The 19,501-nt window shown below is 71.7% G+C and carries 16 protein-coding genes; 5 read left to right on the top strand and 11 right to left on the bottom strand.

The genetic code is table 11. The annotated features are described in order from the left end of the window. Positions 1–6: 6 nt before the first annotated feature. From H4696_RS01650 to H4696_RS01635, 4 genes are read right to left on the bottom strand one after another with little or no spacing between them, the layout of a single operon-like run. Positions 7–2,469 (bottom strand): hypothetical protein, encoded by a 2,463-nt coding sequence (locus H4696_RS01650; protein WP_086863199.1) that lies wholly within the window; start codon positions 2,467–2,469, stop codon positions 7–9. 8 nt (positions 2,470–2,477) lie between these two features. After that, complete coding sequence (locus H4696_RS01645) at positions 2,478–3,101, bottom strand: TetR/AcrR family transcriptional regulator (RefSeq protein ID WP_086863198.1); 624 nt, start codon at positions 3,099–3,101, stop codon at positions 2,478–2,480. Positions 3,102–3,144: 43 nt separating this feature from the next. Next, positions 3,145–4,113 (bottom strand): phosphotriesterase family protein, encoded by a 969-nt coding sequence (locus H4696_RS01640; protein WP_086863197.1) that lies wholly within the window; start codon positions 4,111–4,113, stop codon positions 3,145–3,147. Further along, positions 4,113–5,762 (bottom strand): AMP-binding protein, encoded by a 1,650-nt coding sequence (locus tag H4696_RS01635; RefSeq protein WP_086863196.1) that lies wholly within the window; start codon positions 5,760–5,762, stop codon positions 4,113–4,115. Before H4696_RS01635 ends, H4696_RS01640 begins: the two co-directional genes overlap by 1 nt. 287 nt (positions 5,763–6,049) lie before the next feature. Here H4696_RS01635 and H4696_RS01630 point away from each other — a divergent pair, with 287 nt between their 5' ends. Next, the gene (locus H4696_RS01630; RefSeq protein ID WP_086863195.1) at positions 6,050–6,838 is read left to right on the top strand and encodes a hypothetical protein; all 789 of its coding nucleotides are present in this window, start codon (positions 6,050–6,052) and stop codon (positions 6,836–6,838) included. A 3-nt stretch (positions 6,839–6,841) separates the two neighbouring features. Here the strand turns inward: H4696_RS01630 and H4696_RS01625 are convergent, their stop codons facing one another. The 3 genes from H4696_RS01625 to H4696_RS01615 all read right to left on the bottom strand — a co-directional run bounded on the left by H4696_RS01625 (position 6,842) and on the right by H4696_RS01615 (position 11,333). Beyond that, positions 6,842–9,916: a glycoside hydrolase family 2 TIM barrel-domain containing protein gene (locus H4696_RS01625; protein ID WP_225955562.1), complete on the bottom strand. Its 3,075-nt coding sequence runs from the start codon at positions 9,914–9,916 to the stop codon at positions 6,842–6,844. A 90-nt stretch (positions 9,917–10,006) separates the two neighbouring features. Next, entirely contained in the window at positions 10,007–10,810 is an 804-nt protein-coding gene (locus H4696_RS01620; protein WP_249027137.1) for an endo alpha-1,4 polygalactosaminidase, read from the bottom strand. A gap of 82 nt (positions 10,811–10,892) precedes the next feature. Further along, the gene (locus tag H4696_RS01615; RefSeq protein WP_211299769.1) at positions 10,893–11,333 is read right to left on the bottom strand and encodes a MarR family winged helix-turn-helix transcriptional regulator; all 441 of its coding nucleotides are present in this window, start codon (positions 11,331–11,333) and stop codon (positions 10,893–10,895) included. Positions 11,334–11,425: 92 nt separating this feature from the next. Here H4696_RS01615 and H4696_RS01610 point away from each other — a divergent pair, with 92 nt between their 5' ends. Then, positions 11,426–12,640, top strand: a complete 1,215-nt coding sequence (locus tag H4696_RS01610; RefSeq protein WP_086863192.1) for an amidohydrolase family protein — start codon at positions 11,426–11,428, stop codon at positions 12,638–12,640. Here H4696_RS01610 and H4696_RS01605 read toward each other — a convergent pair. Then, the gene (locus tag H4696_RS01605; protein WP_086863191.1) at positions 12,630–13,199 is read right to left on the bottom strand and encodes a CGNR zinc finger domain-containing protein; all 570 of its coding nucleotides are present in this window, start codon (positions 13,197–13,199) and stop codon (positions 12,630–12,632) included. The genes H4696_RS01610 and H4696_RS01605 overlap by 11 nt on opposite strands. Positions 13,200–13,281: 82 nt before the next feature. Between H4696_RS01605 and H4696_RS01600 the strand changes: the two genes are divergently transcribed. Beyond that, a complete protein-coding gene (locus tag H4696_RS01600; protein ID WP_086863190.1) occupies positions 13,282–14,466 on the top strand; it encodes an epoxide hydrolase family protein in 1,185 nt (394 codons plus the stop codon). Here H4696_RS01600 and H4696_RS01595 read toward each other — a convergent pair. Together H4696_RS01595 and H4696_RS01590 are read right to left on the bottom strand one after the other, a co-directional pair. After that, positions 14,411–15,442: a hypothetical protein gene (locus tag H4696_RS01595; protein ID WP_192781998.1), complete on the bottom strand. Its 1,032-nt coding sequence runs from the start codon at positions 15,440–15,442 to the stop codon at positions 14,411–14,413. The two genes, H4696_RS01600 and H4696_RS01595, sit on opposite strands and share 56 nt — an antisense overlap. A 70-nt stretch (positions 15,443–15,512) precedes the next feature. Beyond that, positions 15,513–16,676: a TetR/AcrR family transcriptional regulator gene (locus H4696_RS01590; protein WP_086863188.1), complete on the bottom strand. Its 1,164-nt coding sequence runs from the start codon at positions 16,674–16,676 to the stop codon at positions 15,513–15,515. Between the two features lie 224 nt (positions 16,677–16,900). On the opposite strand from H4696_RS01590, the gene H4696_RS01585 reads away from it, so the two are divergent. Both H4696_RS01585 and H4696_RS01580 read left to right on the top strand, forming a co-directional pair. Beyond that, on the top strand, positions 16,901–18,094 hold the full coding sequence (locus H4696_RS01585) for an oxygenase MpaB family protein (RefSeq protein WP_086863187.1): 1,194 nt from the start codon (positions 16,901–16,903) through the stop codon (positions 18,092–18,094). Between the two features lie 99 nt (positions 18,095–18,193). After that, complete coding sequence (locus H4696_RS01580) at positions 18,194–18,337, top strand: hypothetical protein (RefSeq protein ID WP_158104381.1); 144 nt, start codon at positions 18,194–18,196, stop codon at positions 18,335–18,337. A 169-nt stretch (positions 18,338–18,506) separates the two neighbouring features. On the opposite strand, the gene H4696_RS01575 is transcribed toward H4696_RS01580, so the two are convergent. Then, positions 18,507–18,995, bottom strand: coding sequence for a DUF2690 domain-containing protein (locus H4696_RS01575; protein WP_158104380.1), 489 nt, complete (start codon positions 18,993–18,995; stop codon positions 18,507–18,509). Positions 18,996–19,501 lie beyond the last annotated feature (506 nt).

Genomic DNA, 19,501 nt, shown 5'->3' with positions numbered 1-19,501 from the left:
ACAGTGTTATCCGGTCTTGCGCACCAGCCCGGTGTAACCCACCAACGCGAGCGTCGCCAGAGCCCAGATCGCCGCCTGCACCGCCCAGATCGCCACGGTGAACACCTGCCCCGCGTCGAGGCCGGTGTTGAGATCGCACCGCCCACGCACCCCGGGCGACAGCGGCAGCCCCCGATCCAGCCCGACGCCGATCAGCTCCACAGTCGTGCACCGCGTGCCAGTCGCCGCCGTGAAGTCCGCGACGCGTTCGGCGGCGTGATGACCACCCTCGCCCACCTGTCCGGCCCACAGTCCGAGACCACCTGCGGCGATCACCGCGAGCAGCAACGCCGCCGCCGTGCGGCGGGCGCGGTAGCCGTAGCCCGCGAGGGCTCCCCACAGCCAGTGGAACCGGCGGGCGGGCCAGCCGCCGATGCCCTCGGGGGCCCGGCGCTGGAGGTCGCGCTGCTGGGCGATGAGGACGTGCCGGGCGTTGCCGTCGTGCCCCGAGGCCCGTTCGACCGCGGCCAGCCGCTGGTACGGGCCGGGCCGGTAGACGGCGGTGTGCGACCGGACCAGGTGCAGCCACTCCGGCCAGGTGGCCGCGCCGAGCGCGCCGAAGCGGAAGCCGTCGAGTTCGATCGTGCCCGGGTGCGGGCCGCGCGCGGGTTCCGGGCACACGACGTCCGCGGCGAGGAAGATCGCGCCTTCGACCACGGCGTCCTCCAGGTTCAGGAGGGTTCCTCCGGCGGTGTGGGCGATCGTGGCGCCGAGGAGGTTCAGCTGGCCGGTGACGTGCGCGCCGAGCAGCCGGAGGGTGGCCTCCTCGCCGCCGCCGGTGGCCCGGATTCCCCTCAGCGACAGGCTTTCCGCCACGTGACAGCGGTCGGTGTGCAGTGCCGGCCCCGCGTCGTTCGTGAGCACGGCGTCGTCGAAGCTGACCTGGCCGTCGATCCGCACGCCGGACAGGCTCACCGCGGCCCAAGGAGCCGTGCAAGTCGCCTTCAGTCCGGTGAAGTCGAGGTAGTTGCCCACTCGCGAGGCGTCCGCGACGAACGCCGGGCCGGACTCGTTGGCCAGTTCGACGCCGTCGGCGAGCAACTGGCCGGTGATCTCGGCGCCGTGCAGCCGGATCGCGCCCTCCTCGCCCGCGCCGGTGATCTTCGCGCCCGACAGGGCGAGGTTGCCGCCGACGTGCACGCCGTCGGCGTACAGCGCCGGGCTCGCGTCGTTGGTGAGCCGCGCGCCCTCGAGGTCCACCCGGCCGCCGATCCGGGCGCCGAGCAGGCGGATCGTGCCCGGTTCGCCGGAGCCGTCCGCGATCAGCTCGTTGGCGCGGAAGTTGCCGCCGACGCCGAGCCGGTCGCCGCTCAGCGCCGCCCCGGTGTCGTTGGCCAGCTCGGCGCCGTCGAGGTAGAGGTTGCCGGCCACCTGCGCGCCGAGCAGGCACAGCGCGCCGTACTCCCCCGACGCCCGTGCCTTCAAGCCGTCGGCGTGGAAGCTGTCGAGGACCTGCATGCCGTCGGCGCTCAGTCCCCGGCCGCGGCGGTTGACGACCACCGCGGCGCCGGCGTTGAACTGGCCCTCGATCCGCGCCCCGAGCAGGCTGATCGCCGCGTCTTCGGCGGCGGCGAGCGCGGTGGCGCCGTCGAGCCGCAGGTCGCCGGCGTGCAGGCGGTCGGCCTCGAGCGCGGGGCCGGTTTCGTTGGTCAGCACGGCGTCGGTGAGATCGGCTTCGCCGCCGATCCGGGCGGCGATCAGGCGGAGTGCCCCGTCTTCGCCGGCGCCGGTGACCTTCGCCGAGGTCAGCCAGACGTCGCCGGCCGCGACGAGGCCGTCGGCGTGCAGCGCGGGACCGCCGGTGTTGGTGAGCACGGCGTCGTCGAAGGTGACCTCGCCGGTGACCTGCGCGTTGAGCAGCCGGACCGTGCCCAGCTCGCCGTCGCCGGCCGCGTGCAGGCCCGCGCACCGCAGGCCGGCGCTCGCCAGCCCGTCGAGGTACACCGCGGGCCCGTCCTCGCCGGTGACCTCCGCGTCGCCGAGGTGCACGCGGCCGCCGATCCGGGCGTCGCGCAGGCAGATCGCGCCGTACTCGCCGGAGCCGGTCGCGCGCACGCCGGTGAGGCGGAGGTCGTGCTCGACCCGGACGCCGTCGCCGTCGAACCCGGCGATCCGGCTGCCGGACAGGTCGAACCACGGGAGCCGGGCGCGCCGCACGCTGACCGGGTTGACGACCACGCAGCCGGTCAGCGCGAGGCCGACCTCGGCCTCGACGTGGTCGAGGTTCAGCGTCCCGGCGATCCGGGCGCCTTCGACGCGGACGCCCAGCGGGTCCAGCGGACCGCGGCGGCCGAGCAGCAGCTCCCGCAGCACTTCGGCGCGCAGGGGCGCGTCCGGCGTCGCGACGCGCCCGCGACGGGCGTGCTCGATCAGCTCGCGCTCGGCCGACGTCAGCTGGTCGAGCACGGGCAGCGGCGGGAAATCGGTCACCGCACCAATCAACCAGGCGGGCGCAGCGCGTCCAGCAGCAGGTCCGAGTAGTGGTCGCCGATCTGGCGGGCGGTCAGCGAGCCGCCGCGCCGGTACCACGAACCCAGGTGGTGCACCGAGCCGAAGAAGAAGTCGACGACGACGTCGGCCGGCTTGTCCGTGCGGAACTCCCCCGTCGCCTGGCCCTCTTCGACCAGCGCGCGGAAGCGCTCGTGGTACTTGCGGCGCTCGGCGCGCACCGCCTTGCGCTTGTCCGGGGACAGCTGGTGCATGGACTGCAGGAAGATCGTGTTGTCGTCGAGGTTGTCGATGCTGGACACGACGACGTCGGACGCGGCGGCGGCGAGCCGTTCCCGCAGCGGCGCGCCGGAGTCGGCGACGCTCTCCAGCTGCCGGGTCTGCTCGCGCAGGACGCGGGCGTAGATCTCGTAGAGCAGGTCGTCCTTGGAGTCGAAGTAGTGGTACATCGCGCCCTTGGTGACGCCCGCGGCCTCGACGATCTCCTGGACCGACGTGCGGTCGAAGCCCTTCTTGGCGAACAGCTTCGTGGCGTGCTCCAGCAGCCGCCGGGGCACGGCGGCCTGGTCGTCACCGGTCGCCTCGCCCGGTTTCCGGGTGCTTGCTCGGGTCACGGCAAGTACCCCCTCTCCGCAGTCGAACGCACAGGATAACGGCTCAGGACTCCCCGGCCAGGAACCGCCGGGGATTGTCCACGAGCATCGTCGTGATGTCCGTTTCGGACACCCCGCGCTCCCGCAGCGCGGGCAGCACGTCCCGGGTGATGTGCAGGTAGTGCCAGTTCGGCGTCAGCACGGGCAGCTGCTCGGCGGGCAGCCAGTCGATGTAGCAGGACGCGTCGTGCGAGAGCACCATGCTGCCCGCGTACCCGCGTTCGCACATCGCCGCGACGGTGGCCACCCGCTCCTCGAACGGCAGCAGCAGGTCGAGGCCGAACCGGTCCATCCCGAGCAGCGACCCGCGGTCGGCGAGCTCGGTGAGGTACCCGAGGTCCGTCGAGTCCCCGGAGTGCCCGACGAGCACCCGGGTCAGGTCGACGCCCTCTTCCTCGAAGATGTTCTGCTGCTCCAGCCCGCGCCGCGTGCCGGCGTGCGTGTGCGTCATGATCGGCGTGCCGGTCTCGGCGTGCGCCTTCGCCACCGCGCGCAGCACGCGTTCGACGCCGGGCGTGACGCCGGGTTCGTCGGTGGCGCACTTGAGGAGCCCGGCCTTGACGCCGGTGCCGGCGATCCCGTCCCGGATGTCCCCGACGAACATCCCGACGAGCGGGTCCTCACCCTGCAGCAGCGTGCCGGGTCCGCGGAAGTGCAGGTAGTGCGGCACGTCGTTGTAGGTGTAGAGCCCGGTCGCGACGACGATGTTGACCTCGGCCTCGGCGGCGACCCGCTGCACGCGCGGGATGTACCGGCCGAGCCCGATCACCGTCGGGTCGACGATCGTGTCGATCCCGGCTTCCTTCAGCTCCTTGAGCCGCCGGATCGCCTCGGGGACGTGCTCGTCCTCGCGGAACCCTTCGTGCTCCGGGTAGTTCTCGGCGAATTCGGGGCTGAGCACGAAGAGGTGTTCGTGCATCAGCACGCGGCCCAGCGCTTCCGGCGCGATCGCGCCGCGGACGGTCTCGACCATCAGCCCCTCGCCCGCAGTTCGCGGCGGAGGATCTTGCCGCTGGTGGTCTTCGGCAGTTCGTCGAGCACCACGACGGTGCGCGGGTACTTGTAGGCCGCGAGCCGTTCCTTGCACCACGCCACGAGTTCCGCCGGATCGGCGTCGGCTCCCGGCGCGGGGCTGACGTAGGCCTTGACGGTCTCGCCGCGGTACTCGTCGGCGATCCCGACGGCGGCTTCGCGGACGGCCGGGTGCGTGTAGAGGACGTCTTCGACCTCGCGCGGCCAGACCTTGAAGCCGGACGCGTTGATCATGTCCTTCTTGCGGTCGACGACGTAGACCCAGCCGCGCTCGTCCATGAACCCGATGTCGCCGGTGAGCAGGCGCCCGCCGGGCAGGGCCTCGGCGGTGGCGTCCGGCCGGTTCCAGTAGCCCGGGACGACCATCGGGCCCTCGACGGCGATCTCCCCGGGCTGCCCGAACGGCAGCTCTTCGCCGTTCTCGCCGAGGATCCGGACGATCGTGTCCGGCACCGGCAGGCCGATCGAGATGGTGCCCGACTCCGGGTCGATCGGCGCTTCGAGGGTTCCCGGGACGACGACGCAGCCCGCGCTGGTCTCGGTGAGGCCGTAGCCGTTGTGGATGTAGTGCCCGGTCTTCTCGCGGAACGCCTCGACGACGGCGGGCGGCAGCGCGGCGCCGCCGGAGTACAGCAGCGCGAACGACTCGAAGTGCTCGCGGCTGAAGGACGGGTGGGCCATCAGCGCCATGTAGGCCGTGGACGGCCCGACCGTGTACGACGGCCGGTGTTCCAGGAAGGCGTCGAGCACGACGCCGGGCTCGAAGCGGTAGGCCAGCGCGAGGGTGCCCTCGATGTCGATCGCGGAGCCGAGTTCGCAGACCATGCCGGTGATGTGGAACAGCGGGGCGAGCCCGAACAGCGTCGAACCGGCGGGCAGGCCGGAGAAGGAGCCGAGCCCGGCGGCATTGGTGCCGAGGTTGCCGTGGGTGTTGGTGGCGCCCTTCGGCGTGCCGCTGGTGCCGGAGGTGTAGCTGATCAGGGCGGTGTCGTCGAGCGCGAACGCGGGCTCCGGCGGCTTCTCCCCCGGCGTGTTCGCGGCTTCGAGGAGTTCGACAGCGCCCGGCGTCTCTTCCTTCTCGACCTTGGCCAGCACGCGCTCGTCGTCGCGGGTCTGGAACTCGAGTTCGCTGGTGGTGAGCGAGATTTCGACGGAGCTGCCTTCGACGGTCTTCGCGATGTAGGCGTTCCAGCCGCGCTGCGAGCAGACGATCGCCTTGACGCCGGCGTCGGTGAGCACGTGGGTGAGCTCGCGCTCGCGGTACATCGGGTTGACCGGGACGACGATCCCGCCGGCCTTCCACGCGCCGAGCAGCGCGATGACGAACTGCGGGATGTTCTGCAGCACCAGGGCGAGCCGGTCGCCGCGCGCGAAGCCGTTGCGGGTCAGGTAGCGCGCGACGCCGTCGGAAAGCCGGTCGAGGTCCCGGTAGCTCAGCCGCGCGTCGAAGTACGCGATGGCCGCCCGGTCGGGGACGTGGTCCGCGGCGCGGCGGAACGACTCGGGCAGCGTCGTCGGCTCGGCCGGTCCCGCGTCCCGCACCCGTTCGTCGTAGCTCGCGAGCCAGGGCTTCGCGTCGTACCAGCTCATCCAGTGACCTCCTTTGGACACCGACCGGTCGGTATGCCGACGCTAGGAGGCGACGGCGGCCACGTCAAGACCCGGCTTTCGCTCCGAATCGCACAAGCCGCCTTTCACCGATTCACACGTACCCCGGTTCGAAATGGTTCAGCATCTCCCCGTTTTCCTTTTCACACTGGACAAATCCCTGCTGGAGCCGCCACGATGACCTTCGCGGCCCAGTCGGCCGCGCCATTCGGAACAACCGCGCGCTGCCCGTGTGGACCCTCTCTGTTCACGCTAACTTGGAGTGATTCATGCCTGCTACCGGTGGACGGCACCGCCTCTCGCGGCGGACGAAGATCGCGACGGCGGCCCTCGGCCTCGCCATCGCGGCGGGAGCACTGGTGATCGCGACGACCGTCGGCGACCCCGGCGCCGCCAACGCGGCCTCGGGCGGGCAGATCAGCTGCCCCGACGTGGCGAGCCGGCTCCCCGCGATCCCGGCCCAGGCGCAAGCCGAAGTCCAGCGCAACCTGCAACTGCTGGACACCCAGATCGCGGAAGCCAACAATCGGCTCGTCACGACCCAAGGCCAGGGCGGCCCGAACTTCGTTCAGAACGCGATTCTCGGGCCACTGCAGGACAAGCGCACGTCGACGATCAACCGGATCGCCATCGCGATCGGCCGCCAGGGCGAGAAACCGCAGAACCTCGGCGGTCTCGCGGCGTGCTCGCTGGGCGGCCAGTCCGGCTCCGGGGCGGCGTCGTCGCAGGCACCGGCCCCGGCACCCGCGCCCGCGCAGAACACCGCGGCCGCCGGGCAGATCACCTGCCCCGACGTGGAAAGCCGGCTCCCGGCGATCCCCGCGCAGGCCCAGGCCGAAGTCCAGCGGAACCTGGACCTGCTGAACACGCAGATCGCCGAGGCGAACAACCGCCTCGTCACGAGTGCCGGGGAAGGCGGCGCGAACTTCGTCCAGAACGCGATCCTCGGCCCGCTCGAGGACAAGCGCGTCGCGACGATCAACCGCATCGCCACGGCGATCGGCCGCAACGCCGAGAAACCGCAGGGCCTGGACGCGCTGGCGCCCTGCAGCCGCTGATCGTCAGCTCGCGGCCAGTGCGCTGATCCGCAGGAATCCCTTCGCGGACAACGTCACCCGCACCTCCGCGGTCACCACGGGATCGAACTCGAGCGTCGTCGGGTCGTCCGAGCCGCTCCCCCAGGTGATCCGGAGGTTCCGCACCGGCTCCCACCCCCGCGCGGTGCGGACGGTGACCTCGGCCGCCGACGGCAACGCGTGCTCAGCGTCGACGACGAACCGGGCGGTGACCACGCCGATCCGCCGCGCCGCGGGCCAGGCCAGCGACACCCAGTCCCGCGGCCGCGGCCGGCTCACCGCGGCCAGCGTGGCGGTCGCCGGCTTCAGGTAGAAGTTCGACCAGCCGGTCGCCGGGTCGCCGTCCAGCATCGCCGCCGGCAATGTGTCCGGCGCACCGGAGTAACTCGCGTCCGCGGCCGGCGCCACCACCGGCGTGGGCAGCTCCACCGCCCGCGCCCCGGGCCCGTTGCGCTGCCCGAGGTTCGTGCCCGGCAAGGTGATCCGGCCGGGCGCCAGTCCGGGCGCGGTCGCCGTCACCGTGATCGGGCCGCGGCCGCCGGTCGCCGCGATCACCGCGACCGCCTGGCCCTTGAACGCCGGGATCGCCGGCTGCTGGTAGCTCTGCGCCAGTTCCTGCCGGCCGTTGTCCACCCCGGCCACCCGACCCGGGCCGCTGACGGCGAACCGCAGCACCGGTTCGCCGACGGGCACGACCACGCCCCGTGCGTCCACAACGGACGCCGTCACGAACGTCATCGCCCCGCCTTCGCCCCGCTCCGGCGCGGTCAGCGTGATCGCGTGCGCGGGCCCGGCCGTGACGACCCGGTCGCGGGCCACCTCGCGGCCGCCGTCCCGCGCGATCGCGGTCAGGGTGCCGGGTTCGAACGGCACCGTCCACGTCAGGTGCAGCTTGCCGGAGCTGCCGTTCGGGCTGGTGTAGCTGCCGGAGGGGTCGTTCTTGTCGTCGCCGGAGGGTTCGGTCGTCTCCAGGTACGGCCGTCCGTCCACGGTGGTCTTCCGGTCGAAACTCCTGCTCCCCAGCGAACGTCCGTTGAGCACCAGCTCGACGGTGTCCACAGTGGAGTAGACCCACACCACGACCGGTTCGCCCGGCCGGTGGTCGGTCCAGTCCACCGGACTCAGGTGCACCATCGGCGCGGCCGTCCACTGGCTGCGGAAGAGGTGGAAGGCGTCCTTCGGCAGGCCGGCGCTGTCGATCGCGCCGAAGAACGACGTCTTGACCGGGAAGACGTCGTACGGCGTCGGCTCGCCGAGGTAGTCCTGCCCGGCCCAGAGGAACTGGCCCTGGCAGAACTTCCGGTCCCGGTCCTTCTTCAGCGAGTACTCGCCGCTGAAGGTCCACGAGGCCAGGTTGTTGTCGTAGGACGACGTCGCCCGCTTGCCCGGCGTGTGGTTCTCCCCCGTGTTGAGCAGGTCCGGTTCCTGATACACCCCGCGCGTCGAGGTCGCCGACGACGACTCCGACTCGAAGAAGAACTTGTCCGGGTACTTCGCGTGCAGCCCGTCGATCGACTGGGCGGTGTTGTAGTTGACGCCGAGGCCGTCGAGCTGCCGCAGGATCAGGTCCTGCGGCGAACCCGGCGCGGGGACGCTCCGGTAGCGGTCGGACCCCATGACCACCGGCCGGGTCGGGTCGATCGCCCGGACCGCGGCGATCAGGTCCGCCGCGATGGCCGGGCCGCCCGCCATCGACGCGTCCGGCACCTCGTTGCCGATCGACCACAGCACGACCGACGGCGAGTTCTTGGCCGCGTGCACCATTTCCGCGATGTCGCGCCCGCTCCACGCGTCGAAGTCGCGGTGGTAGTCGTACTCGACCTTCCCGGTCCGCCAGCAGTCGAACGCCTCGACCATCAGGAGGATCCCGAGCCGGTCGCAGACCGCCACCAGCTGTGGGTCGGGCGGGTTGTGGGCGGTCCGCAGGGCGTTGGCGCCCATCGAGAGCATCAGCCGCATCTGGTGCTCCAGCGCGGCGGCGTCGACCACCGCGCCGAGCGCGCCCTGCGTCGCGTGCAGGTTGACCCCGCGCAGCTTCATCGGCTCGCCGTTGAGCGAGAACCCGTTGTCCGGGTGGAACTCGAAGTGGCGGAACCCGAAGTCCGTGCTCGTCGTGTCGGCCACGCGCCCGGCCACGACGACGTCGGTGCGCACCCGGTACAGCCGGGGCTGTCCGGTCGACCACAGCCGCGGCGCGGCGACCTTCGGCGTGGTCACCGCCGTCGCCGTCCGGCCGGCGGGGACGGCCACGGTCGCCGAACCGGTGGCCGCGACCCGGCCCGCCGGGTCGGTGACCGTCGTGCGCACCTCGGCCACCACCGTGGCGGCGGAGTCGTTCGCGACGTTCGTGGCCACCCGCACGGTCCCGTCACCCGCCGCGATGCCGGGCGTGGTGACGAACGTGCCGTGCCGGGCCACGTGCACCGGCTCGGTGACGACCAAGCGGACGCGGCGGAAGATACCGCTGCCGGAGTACCAGCGGCTGCTGGGCAGCGGGTTCACCGCCCGCACGGCAAGGAGGTTCGGCGTCCGCCCATCGGCGTGCGCCCGGCCGGTGAGGTCGAAGGCGAACCCGGTGTAGGCGTACGGGTGGTTGCCGAGCAGCTCGCCGTTCAGGTACACGTGCGCGTCCGAATAGACGCCGTCGAATTCGACGGAGACGCGCTTCCCGGCGAGCGAAGGCGGCAGGGTGAACGTCTTGCGGTACCAGCCGAGGCCGCCGCGGAAGAAGCCGGACGCGCTGTTCGTGCCGCCCTGCGGAGTCGGCGGGAGCTCGATGCTCCAGTCGTGCGGGACGTCGACGGCCTGCCACGCCGAGTCGTCGAAGCCGGGCTCCGGGGCGTGGGCGAACCGGCCGCCGGAGTCCGTGGTGCGGCCGTCGGGGTTGGCGAGGGCGAACCGCCAGCCGGTGCCGAGGTCGGTGCTCCGCCCGGTGACCGCGAGGTCCGGCCGGGTGAGCGCGTCGGCGGCCCTGGCGACCGGCGCCAACGCGGAGGTGACGACGGCGGCGCCGGCTCCCCCCAGCACCAGGCGTCGGCTCGGTCGCGGCGAGTTCGGCATCGGGGTGTCCCTTCCGGCGGCGGCGCTGGCGGCGGAAAGCACTATCGCACAAGGGTTTCCGATCGATCAAAGGCTTCGATCATTTCGACCTCAGCACGTCCGCCGGACGTACCCGGGCGCCCCTTCGGGCACGACGTCGCGGTCGCGGCGGACGATGCTGAGCGAGCCGCCCCAGCGGGCGCAGGCGGTCGCCAGGCCTTCGTCGGTGTACTCGATCACGACGACGTGGTCGCCGAAGGCCGCCGTGTATTCGTCGCAGTTCTCCTGCTCACCGCATTCTTCGGCGACGGCGAAGTCGAGCCCGTTTTCCTGGCGCCGCCCGGCGAGTTCGGACGTGTTCTTCTGCCCGATCGCCAGACCCTTCTCGTGCGCGTGCGCGGACAGCAGGCGCACGAAAGCCTGGGCGTCACTGTCGAAGAGGAGGCCGTGCGAGCGCGTGTAGCTGTCGTAGTTGTCGGGTTCGACCGCCTGGAACCCCTTGGCCGCGCAGTCGTCGACCCACGCGTTGACCTTCGCGGCGACCCGCTGGCGCTTGTCCGGCGTCCGAAGGTCGAGCAGTGCCTCGTGCCAGTCCTCGTCGATCACCGGCTCGCCGTTCGCGTCCCGGAGCACCAGGTCGCCCCACTCCCCCTCGGCACCCGGCTGGGCCTGGAAGGCGTTGACGTAGCAGATGTCGTAGAGCCCGGCGGCGGGCGCGGCGGTGTGGTCCCGGCTGACGACCTCGACCCCGGCCGGCGGGGCGTAGGCGCCGCCGAGCTGGTAGTCGAAGCCCGCGTGCGCCGGCGGCAAGCGCACGGCGGCCGCAGGTGCGGACGCGCCGGCCGTGACCGCGGGAGGCGAGCACGCGGTGCCGACGGCCGCGGCCAGGCCGAGCGCGACGAAGAGAGTTCTCACCACCACGACTCTAGGAGCCGCCCGGTTCCGGCCGGGCAGCGCGGCCCCGCGGGGGCGATCGATGTCCACTGTGGACACGACGTCAGCGGTCGCGGGACCAGGCGCCGGCGTCGTCGGTGTACCGCACGAGCAGCCGCGCGAACCGGACGCGGTCCTCCGGCGCCCAGTCCGCCGTGATGGCTTCAAACGCCTCACGCTGCTCCGCGGCGAACCGCGCTCGCTCCGCTTCGCCTTGTTCGGTCAGCTCCAGCACGGTCCGGCGGCCATCGGCCTGGGACGCCGCGCGCCGCACCAGGCCGTCGGCGATGCAGGCCGCGACCGTCCGGCTGGCCACCGGCTGCGCGACGCCCATCTCGGCGGCGAGCCCGCCGACGGTCATCTCGCCGGGGGCGTCGGCGACCACGTTCAGCACGAGGTTGCGGGAGAGGTCCCGGCCCGTGGCCGGGGTGCGGCGGCGCAGCCGGGACAGCGCCGGGCCGATCCGGTCCAGCAGCAGGTCCTCGGCGGAACGCGCGGTGCTCACCCCCGGGATCGTAGTACCTCCCGCATTTGCATGCCAGCTGCTAATTGCATAGCATTGGGTATGTAACTGCGAAACGAGGAAGCGAGGCCACCATGGCCACCACCGCCATCACCGGCGCCCAGGTCTTCGACGGCGAGAAGCCGCTGGGAGTGCGGACCGTCGTCCTCGACGGCCGGAAGATCCGCCAGGTCGGCGGCGACGTGCCCGACGGCGCCGAGGTCGTCGACGGCCGGGGCGCGACCCTGCTGCCCGGGCTGATCGACGCGCACGTCCACTCCGCGCCCGGCTCCCAGGCGCTGGCCCTGCGGTTCGGCGTCACCACCGAGCTGGAGATGCAGGGCCTGAACACCCGCGAAAACCGGGCGCACATCACCGAGGACGACACGGTGGCCGACATCCGGTCGTCCGGGTTCGCCATCACCCCGCCCGGCGGGCACCCCAGCGAGCTGATGCCCGAAGGCTTCCGGCCGGCCGGCGACCTGCCGCCGGTGATGCCGCTGATGCCGTTCTCCACCACGCCGGAAGAGGCGGCCGCGTTCGTCCCGCGACTGCTCGCCCGCGGCTCCGACTACATCAAGTTCATGATCGACGACGGCAGCGTCGAGGGGCACCCCGGGCTGCCGATGCTCGACCAGGCCACGCTGAACGCCGGGGTCGCCGAGGCCAAGAAGCACGGCGCCCTCACCGTGGCCCACACACTGACCCTCGACGCCACCCGGATGGCCGCCGAGGCCGGCGTCGACGGGGTCGTCCACGTGTTCATGGACCGGCCGCACACCGCGGAGATCGTGGACCTGATCGCCGGCGCGGACATGTTCGTCGTGCCGTGCGTGTGCCTGAACGCGTCGATGATGGGCATCACCGGCAGCGACCTCGCCGACGACCCGCGCGTCGCCCGCCGCCTCGACGGCAAGTGGGAGGAAACCCTGCGGTCCAGCTACGACCGCTACCCGCAGGGCAAGCTCGAGGACGTGCTGGCGACCGTCGGGGCACTGGCCGCGGCGGGCGTGGACGTCCTGGCCGGCACCGACGCCTCCATGGCGGAGACGTTTTTCGGCGGCCTGGCCCACGGCGCCAGCCTGCACCAGGAGCTGCGGTACCTCGTGGCCGCCGGCCTGACCCCGGCCCAGGCACTGCGCGCCGCGACGGCGACGACGGCCCGCCGCTTCGGCCTCGGCGACCGCGGCCGCATCGCCGAAGGGCTCCGCGCCGACCTGCTGCTCGTCGACGGCGACCCCACGACGGACGTCGGCGCCACGCTCGACATCCGGGCGATCTGGCGGCGGGGCAGCCGGCTCAAGGACTGACCACCCCGGCGTTCTTGCGCTGGAAGCGGGCTTTCTTCTCCCGGTTCCCGCAGGTGCCCATGTCGCACCAGCGGCGAGTGCGGCTCCGGCTGGTGTCGAAGAAGGCGGCTTGGCAGGTCGGCGACGCGCACAGGGCCAGCTTCCCGTCGCGTTCGCCGGAGAGGATGTCGATCGCGTCGGCCGCGATCACGCCGAGGGCGTCTTCCAAGCCGGAATCCGGGCCGAGCCGCCACCGCCGCTCGCCTTCGGGCGTCAGGACGGCGGCGGCCCGGCCCTGGGCACTGCGGTCGTTGATGACCCGGACCGCCGCGGCGGGGAGCGCCTCCCCCGTCGCGGCCGCGGTCGCGGCGGCGTGGATCGACTCCCGCAGCTCCCGGGCGAGCTCGAGCTGGGCGTCGGTGCACGAGCCGACGTCGAGGCCGCTCACGGCCAGCCAGTCGACGAGCCGCTGCGGCACGGGGATGCGCTCCAAAGCGTCGCCGCGGCGCTCGGTCAACGTCGCCGTGAAGCTGGTCGCGAGCACGCTACCGAGGCGGAAGTCGGGGAATCCGGCAGGCATGGAACCACCTTAGCCGGTTGCCCGCTCGGGTGCCGCCATGTTAGAACCGTCTAAGCCGGTTCTTCAATGGCAGGAGGTTCCCATGTCCGTGCACGCGTTCGAAGCCCACGCGCCCGACGCCGACCTCGACGAGCTGCGCGCGCGGCTCGCCGCCGCCCGGCTCCCGGAAGCCGAGACGGTCGAGGAGCGCTGGGGGCAGGGCGTTCCGCTCGCCGACCTCGCCGACGTCGTCGAGTACTGGCGCACCGGGTACGACTGGCGGTCGTTCGAGGACCGGCTCAACCACATCGGCCAGTTCCGCACGACCATCGACGGGCTGGGCATCCACTTCCTGCACCGCCGCTCCGCGCGCGCGGACGCCACTCCCCTGCTCCTGACGCACGGCTGGCCGGGCAGCGTCGCCGAGTTCGCCGACGTCGTGGACGAGCTGGCGGCCCCGGAAGACGCGAGCAAGCCGGCGTTCCACGTCGTGGCCCCGTCACTGCCGGGCTTCGGCTACAGCGACAAGCCGGCCACCACCGGCTGGGGCACCGAAAAGATCGCGGCCGCCTGGGTGGAGCTGATGGGACGGCTCGGCTACCGCGAGTTCACCGCCCACGGCGGCGACTGGGGCGGCAACATCACCACGGTCCTCGGCGGCCGGTTCCCGGAGCACGTCCTCGGCATCCACACGACTTTCGCGGAGGGCCCGCCCGGGCTGTCCACGGACGGGCTGACGGCGACCGAGCGCGAGTGGGCCGAGGAAACCCGCCACTTCTGGCGCCACCGCGCGGCGTACGCCAAGCAGCAGGCGACCCGGCCGCAGACCATCGGCTACTCGCTCGTCGACTCCCCGGTCGGGCTGCTCGCCTGGATCCTCGACAAGTTCGCCGAATGGTCCGACACCGAAGACAGCCCGTTCGAAACGATTTCCCGGGACCGGATCCTCGACGACGTCACCCTGTACTGGCTGACGCGGACCGGCGCGTCGGCGGCCCGCATCTACTACGAAAGCCACAACTCCCTGGACCCCGAGCTGCGGGTCGACGTCCCGGCGGCGATCACCACCTACCCGCGCGACATCGAGAAGTACCCGCGCCCGTGGGCCCAGGAGCGGTACCGGCGCATCGTCCGGTGGAACGCGCCCGCGAAAGGCGGGCATTTCCCGTCGCTGGAGGTGCCCGAGTACTTCGTCGAAGACCTGCGGGAAGGTCTCGCCGCCGTGCTGGCCGTCAGCAGCCGCGGTGGTACGTCACTGCCCGCGGCAGGCCGGTGTCCGGCCAGGTGATGGTCGCCGCCAGCGCCCCGTCGTCGGTGAGGCCCGCCGGCCGCGGTGCCGCGTTGAAATCGGCGTCGCCGGCCAGGTCGGCGGCGGGTTCGCCGTTCTCCCAGACGCGGAGTTCGTAGTGCCCGGGGTCGAAGGTGTGTGCCACGCCGGCCATCGTCGTGCCGGCGTCGACGAACAGGGTGTCGGCGGCTTCGGTGGTCGTGTGCACCACGTGGCCGTCCAGGTCGGCTTCGACGGCGACCATGGTCAGCTCGGGCGTGACGACCGAAGCGGCGATGCGGCCGCCGTGGAAAGCCTCCAGCAGGACGGAACCGCCGGGGTACAACGGCGGGAGCTGCCGGTAGCCCCCGTCGGCGGCGCGGATGAACACCTCGCCCGAGCGCTCGCCGACGTCGGTGTAGAGCAGGACGCGGCCCTGCTCGTCGACGTCGACCGGGTAGGTGTCGTAGAGGTGCTGCGGATCCGGGTTCAGGACCTCGGCCGTGCCCGGCCGCGCGGCGGCCCAGAGCACCGGGTGGACGTCGCCGCCGAAATCGCCGTAGGCGACGCCGACGACGTCCCCCGCGTTGTTGATGTGCGTGGCCTTGGCGGACCGGAACCCTTGCGGCATGGGCAGGTTCACGTACTGGCCACCGCGGTACACGACGGGTTTCGCCGCCCACCAGTCACCGGTCCCCCCGTCCCCCACGACGTCGCCGGCGGAGTTGATGTCGCGCGCTTCGACCAAGCGGGACGACGAGTCGATGTTCTCCAGCTGACCGCCGTGCCACCGCACGGTCGGCGTCGCGGTGGCGCTGCGCGCTTGCCCGAGGAACCACCCGCCCTCCGCCGCCGCGAAGACGTCGCTGCTGGTGTACGGCGCCGGCAGCGCCAGCGGCGTCATCGCCCAGGTGCAGCCCGCGGCGGCCGCGGGCGGCAGGCCCGGCAGGCAGGCGGCGGCGAGCAGCGCCACCGATGTGAGAGTTCGCTTGAGCATGGTTCCCCCCGGAAGTTCGGCCGACACCGGCACCACGCCCGGCGGGCTCAGGAGGTTTAGCCGGTGACTCTCACAGCCCCAGCGCGCTCATGAACAACGCGGCCACGGCGGCCCGGTGCTCGGGGCTGTCCGCCCACCGCAGGCGGCGCCCGGCCTCGACCACCACGCCGAACCCGGCGTGCACCAGCACCCGTGCCTGGCGCGCGTCGAGGTCGGGGCGGGCCTGGCGCAGGTGCTGCTCCCAGACGGCGATGTGCTCGCGCTGCGCGGCCACCAAGGGACGGCGCAAACCGTCCGGCAGACCGACGATCTCGGCGTCGGCCACGCTGGTGAGGGCGTGGTGCTCGAAGCTGTACGCCACGTAGGTCGCGGTCAGCACGCTCAGGGCGTCGTGGGCGCCGGTCACCCCGCGCAGGTTGTGTTCGACCGCCTGGGCCAGCAGGCCGGCCGCCTGCAGGCACGCCGCCGCCAGGATGTCGGCCTTGCCGGGGAAGTACCGGTAGAGCCCGGAGGGCACCAGGCCCACGGCTTCGGCGATCATGCCGTTGGTGACGGCGGCGAACCCGGCCCGTTCGAACAGCGGGATGGCGGCGGCGAGGATCTCCGAACGCCGCGTGCGGGGCTGGGGTACGGCGGGCAGTTCGACGAGCGGGCCGCCCGCGAGCGCCCGCCGGGTGTCGGTCGCGGCGATGCGCAGCGCGGCGGCCAGCAAGAGGTCTTCGACGCGCCGCCGGGCGAAGGTGTTGTGGTGCATCGTGATGGAGCCGATCGCGCCCAGCGCCGCCACCGCCCGCAGCTGCTCGTCGGGCCGCGGGTGCTCGCGCCGGACCGCCGCCGCCACCCGGCCGACGACGTGCGCGAACTTCCCCTTGAGCACGCGGCGGTCGTCGCGGTCGAGGTAGCGGGCCTCCCACCGGTACACCCCGCCGGCCGCGCGGTGGGCGACGGTGACGCGGGTGGCGGCGGCCAGGACGTCCGCCAAGGCCCCGTCTTCCGGCACTTCGTCGAGCGCCGCGACGAGCCGGTCCACCATGACGTTCGCGCACTCGGCGAACAGCGCGTACTTGTTCGGGAAGTGGCGGTACAGGGCCGCGGCGGTGATGCCGACGGCCGCCGCGATCTCCTCCATGGACGCCGAGTGGTAGCCGCGCTCGCTGAACACCGCGCCGGCCGCCTCGACGATGAGCTGCTTGCGGTTGCGCGGCCGGGCCGCCGCGGCCGGCCCGGCGGTCACCGCGGCCACCGGGCGGGGGTGCGCGGGAGCGGGGCCATGCGTGCCAGTCAACCACGAACCGGACCGCGTGCCCGGCGACGGACCGATTCAGGTCGGCACGGCTCTTGCCGACCGCCGACCCGCGTCGCTATGTTAATGGAGAATCTCGTCTTGCACGCCCCCGTCTCAGCTCGTTCGTCGAAGCTCTACGCAGGTACTGCCTACCGAGGAAGCTAGGTAAGTAAATGAGCAATCTCAGCCGGAGGAACGTCCTTTCGCTCGGTGTCGCACTGGGGTTGGTGAGCGCGGCGAGCGCCGTCCCGGCCTGGGCGTCGACCGGCGCCGCCGCCGCGGGCACGGACCCGTGGTGGACGTGGGACGACGAGGTGGACCGCCTGATGGCTGGCATCCTCGACACCGGCCAGGTCCCCGCAGTCAACACCGCCCTGAAGTCGTGGGTGAACAACAGCGACGCGCTGCCCACCGGCCTGCCCACCGACCTCGCCGGCTACCTCCAGCGGGTCAACGGGCTCCCGTCCTGGGCCGACCCCGCCAAGCTGCGCCGCGCCGCCGACTTCAACCGGCGCAAGGACACCTACCTGTTCATGCTCTACGGCCTGGGCAGCGGCATCATGAGCACGGTCATCCCGCGCGAGGCCAAGTCGGTCTACTGGTCCGCGGGCGGGGCGAACATGCAGGACCGCGCCGCGAAGACGTTCACCTTCGGCTACGACCTGAGCGACCTGAACGCGTTCGAGCCGACCGGCCAGTTCGTGGTCACGGCCAACAAGACGCGCCTGGTGCACGCCGCGGTCCGCCACCTGCTGCCGCAGTCGTCGCACTGGCGGGCGGTCGCCGACGAGCAGATCCCGATCAGCAACGGCGACATCCTGGTGACCTTCCACAGCCTCGGCACCTACGTGCACCGGAAGCTGCTCGAATGGCGCGTCCCGATGTCGGCGGCGGACGAAGAGGCCTTCCTGCACCAGTGGCAGGTCGCGATCCACCTGCTCGGCGTCCGGGACGAGTTCATCCCCAAGACCTGGGCCGAGGCCGACGCGCAGTCGACGCGGGTGCTCACCCCGCTGCTGTCCCCGACGACGGAGGGCAAGGAACTGGCGGAGGACCTGCTCGGCCTGACCGCGCAGATCGACCTGGGCGTCACCCGCGGCTTCCTGAACGAATTCGTCCGCTACGTCTTGAGCGACGCGGTCGGCGATTGGCTCGGCCTCCCCCGCGACTACGCGGCGGCCACCCTGGTCCGCACCGGGTGGCCGGCCTACATCGCGTTCCGGGAAGGCCTCCTGCCGATCGCGCCCGCCGGGTTCTACCTGTTCGACCAGTTCATCCGCGCGATCGCGATGCTGTTCCTGAACAAGGTCAGCTCCCCGACGTCCACCCCGATCACGATCCCGACGGGCAACCGGCCGGGAGCCTGACCGCCTCGAGCCGATCGGTCCGGTCGGGTGAACTCCGCAGTCGCCTGCTGTCGTCGTGACGGCGCGGTGGAACGCCGAACCGGCGCAGCCGGTCCCCGCGTGCACAACACCGTGTCCGGTCCCACCGGCACGGTGGTGCAGGCCGGGGACGTGCACGACGGCATACACCTGCACGCACCACCGCTGCCCGCTCCGGTCAGCCCGCCGGTCGTGAACCGGGGTGAACGGTTGTCGTGCGACTGAACAAGGCTTGCAGCAGGCGGCGTCGGCATAACCGAAAGACGGCGCGAATGCCGGCGTAGTGACCCTCCCTGCCGGCGAGGAGTGCATGGTTTCAGGAAGGACCCGGGAGGGGGTCGGGACCGAAAGGTTCCGCCCCCTCGACGCGCCCCACCTGCTGATACAGCTTTACTCAGGCAGGCGGTTTCGTCGTCCCGAAGCCCTTCATGACCCAGCCACCCGAACTGTTCTTCGAATAGTAATAACCCTCCGCCCATCCATTGAAATCAGTCGTCATGGGGGTGTAGCAGCTAGTCTGCCCGGTCACCACTCGCCCGTTGCCACCCGGCGTGTCGCACGTGTAGTTCTCGCCGTTCCATCCTCGGACGTGCGCATTTCCGTATTCAGTGGAATTGAGCGGTCCGCCAAAGTTGACATAGGCGAAGATAGTGGCACATCGAGTACTGTACCGGAGATACACGACACCCCACACCGTGTCGTAGCCGATTATCTCCCGCCGGTCCAGCGTGATGTAGCTGTCTCCGCACCGATAGCCGCCGAAGTCGGCGTAGGGCGATTTTTGTTCGTACGACGGTGCAGCACTCGCATTGGTCCCCAACGCAACGGACAGCGTGCAGGATAGTAATGCAACCAATATCAGAGCAGGCAAATTTCGTCTCATGATCAACCAATCCGTGAGTCGCGGGTCACCGGCCTCGCCGGTCCTTCCACCACCTCGAACCTTCCTCGTCCCGCCGTACACGCCCGGAGCGCCAAAAAGGTTTAACTGTCGGCCACGAGCTTCACGAGGCTCGATTCGATCACCAGCTCGAAGACCTGCGACGCATGACCACGCTCGGCAGCCGGCCATTCAGGCCGCCCGAGAGGCCAAGTCCAGACGCCGACGCCTGGCCACCCACGAAGCGACCGCTTTCCTGCAGTTTTGCGGGACCTATCCCCTGCCGACAGCCCTGAAAGCTCCCTCTCCGGCATCAGTTCGTGACGGTAAGTCCGCACCTGGTCAGCGTGGGGGCGGCGTGCCTGACCGACCCGTCGCTCCCACCTCTCCGACGACCGTCGGGGCCCCTCGGATCACCCACCTGTTCCCCGGGTTCACGCAGCGACCACCTCTGGCCAGCCTTCTCACACAACCGAAGACCTCGAGCTGGACGTACGCCTTCAGCAAGG

The sequence above is a fragment of the Amycolatopsis lexingtonensis genome, from assembly GCF_014873755.1.
GTDB lineage: Bacteria > Actinomycetota > Actinomycetes > Mycobacteriales > Pseudonocardiaceae > Amycolatopsis > Amycolatopsis lexingtonensis.
This window is presented reverse-complemented; position numbering and strand designations above follow the sequence as displayed.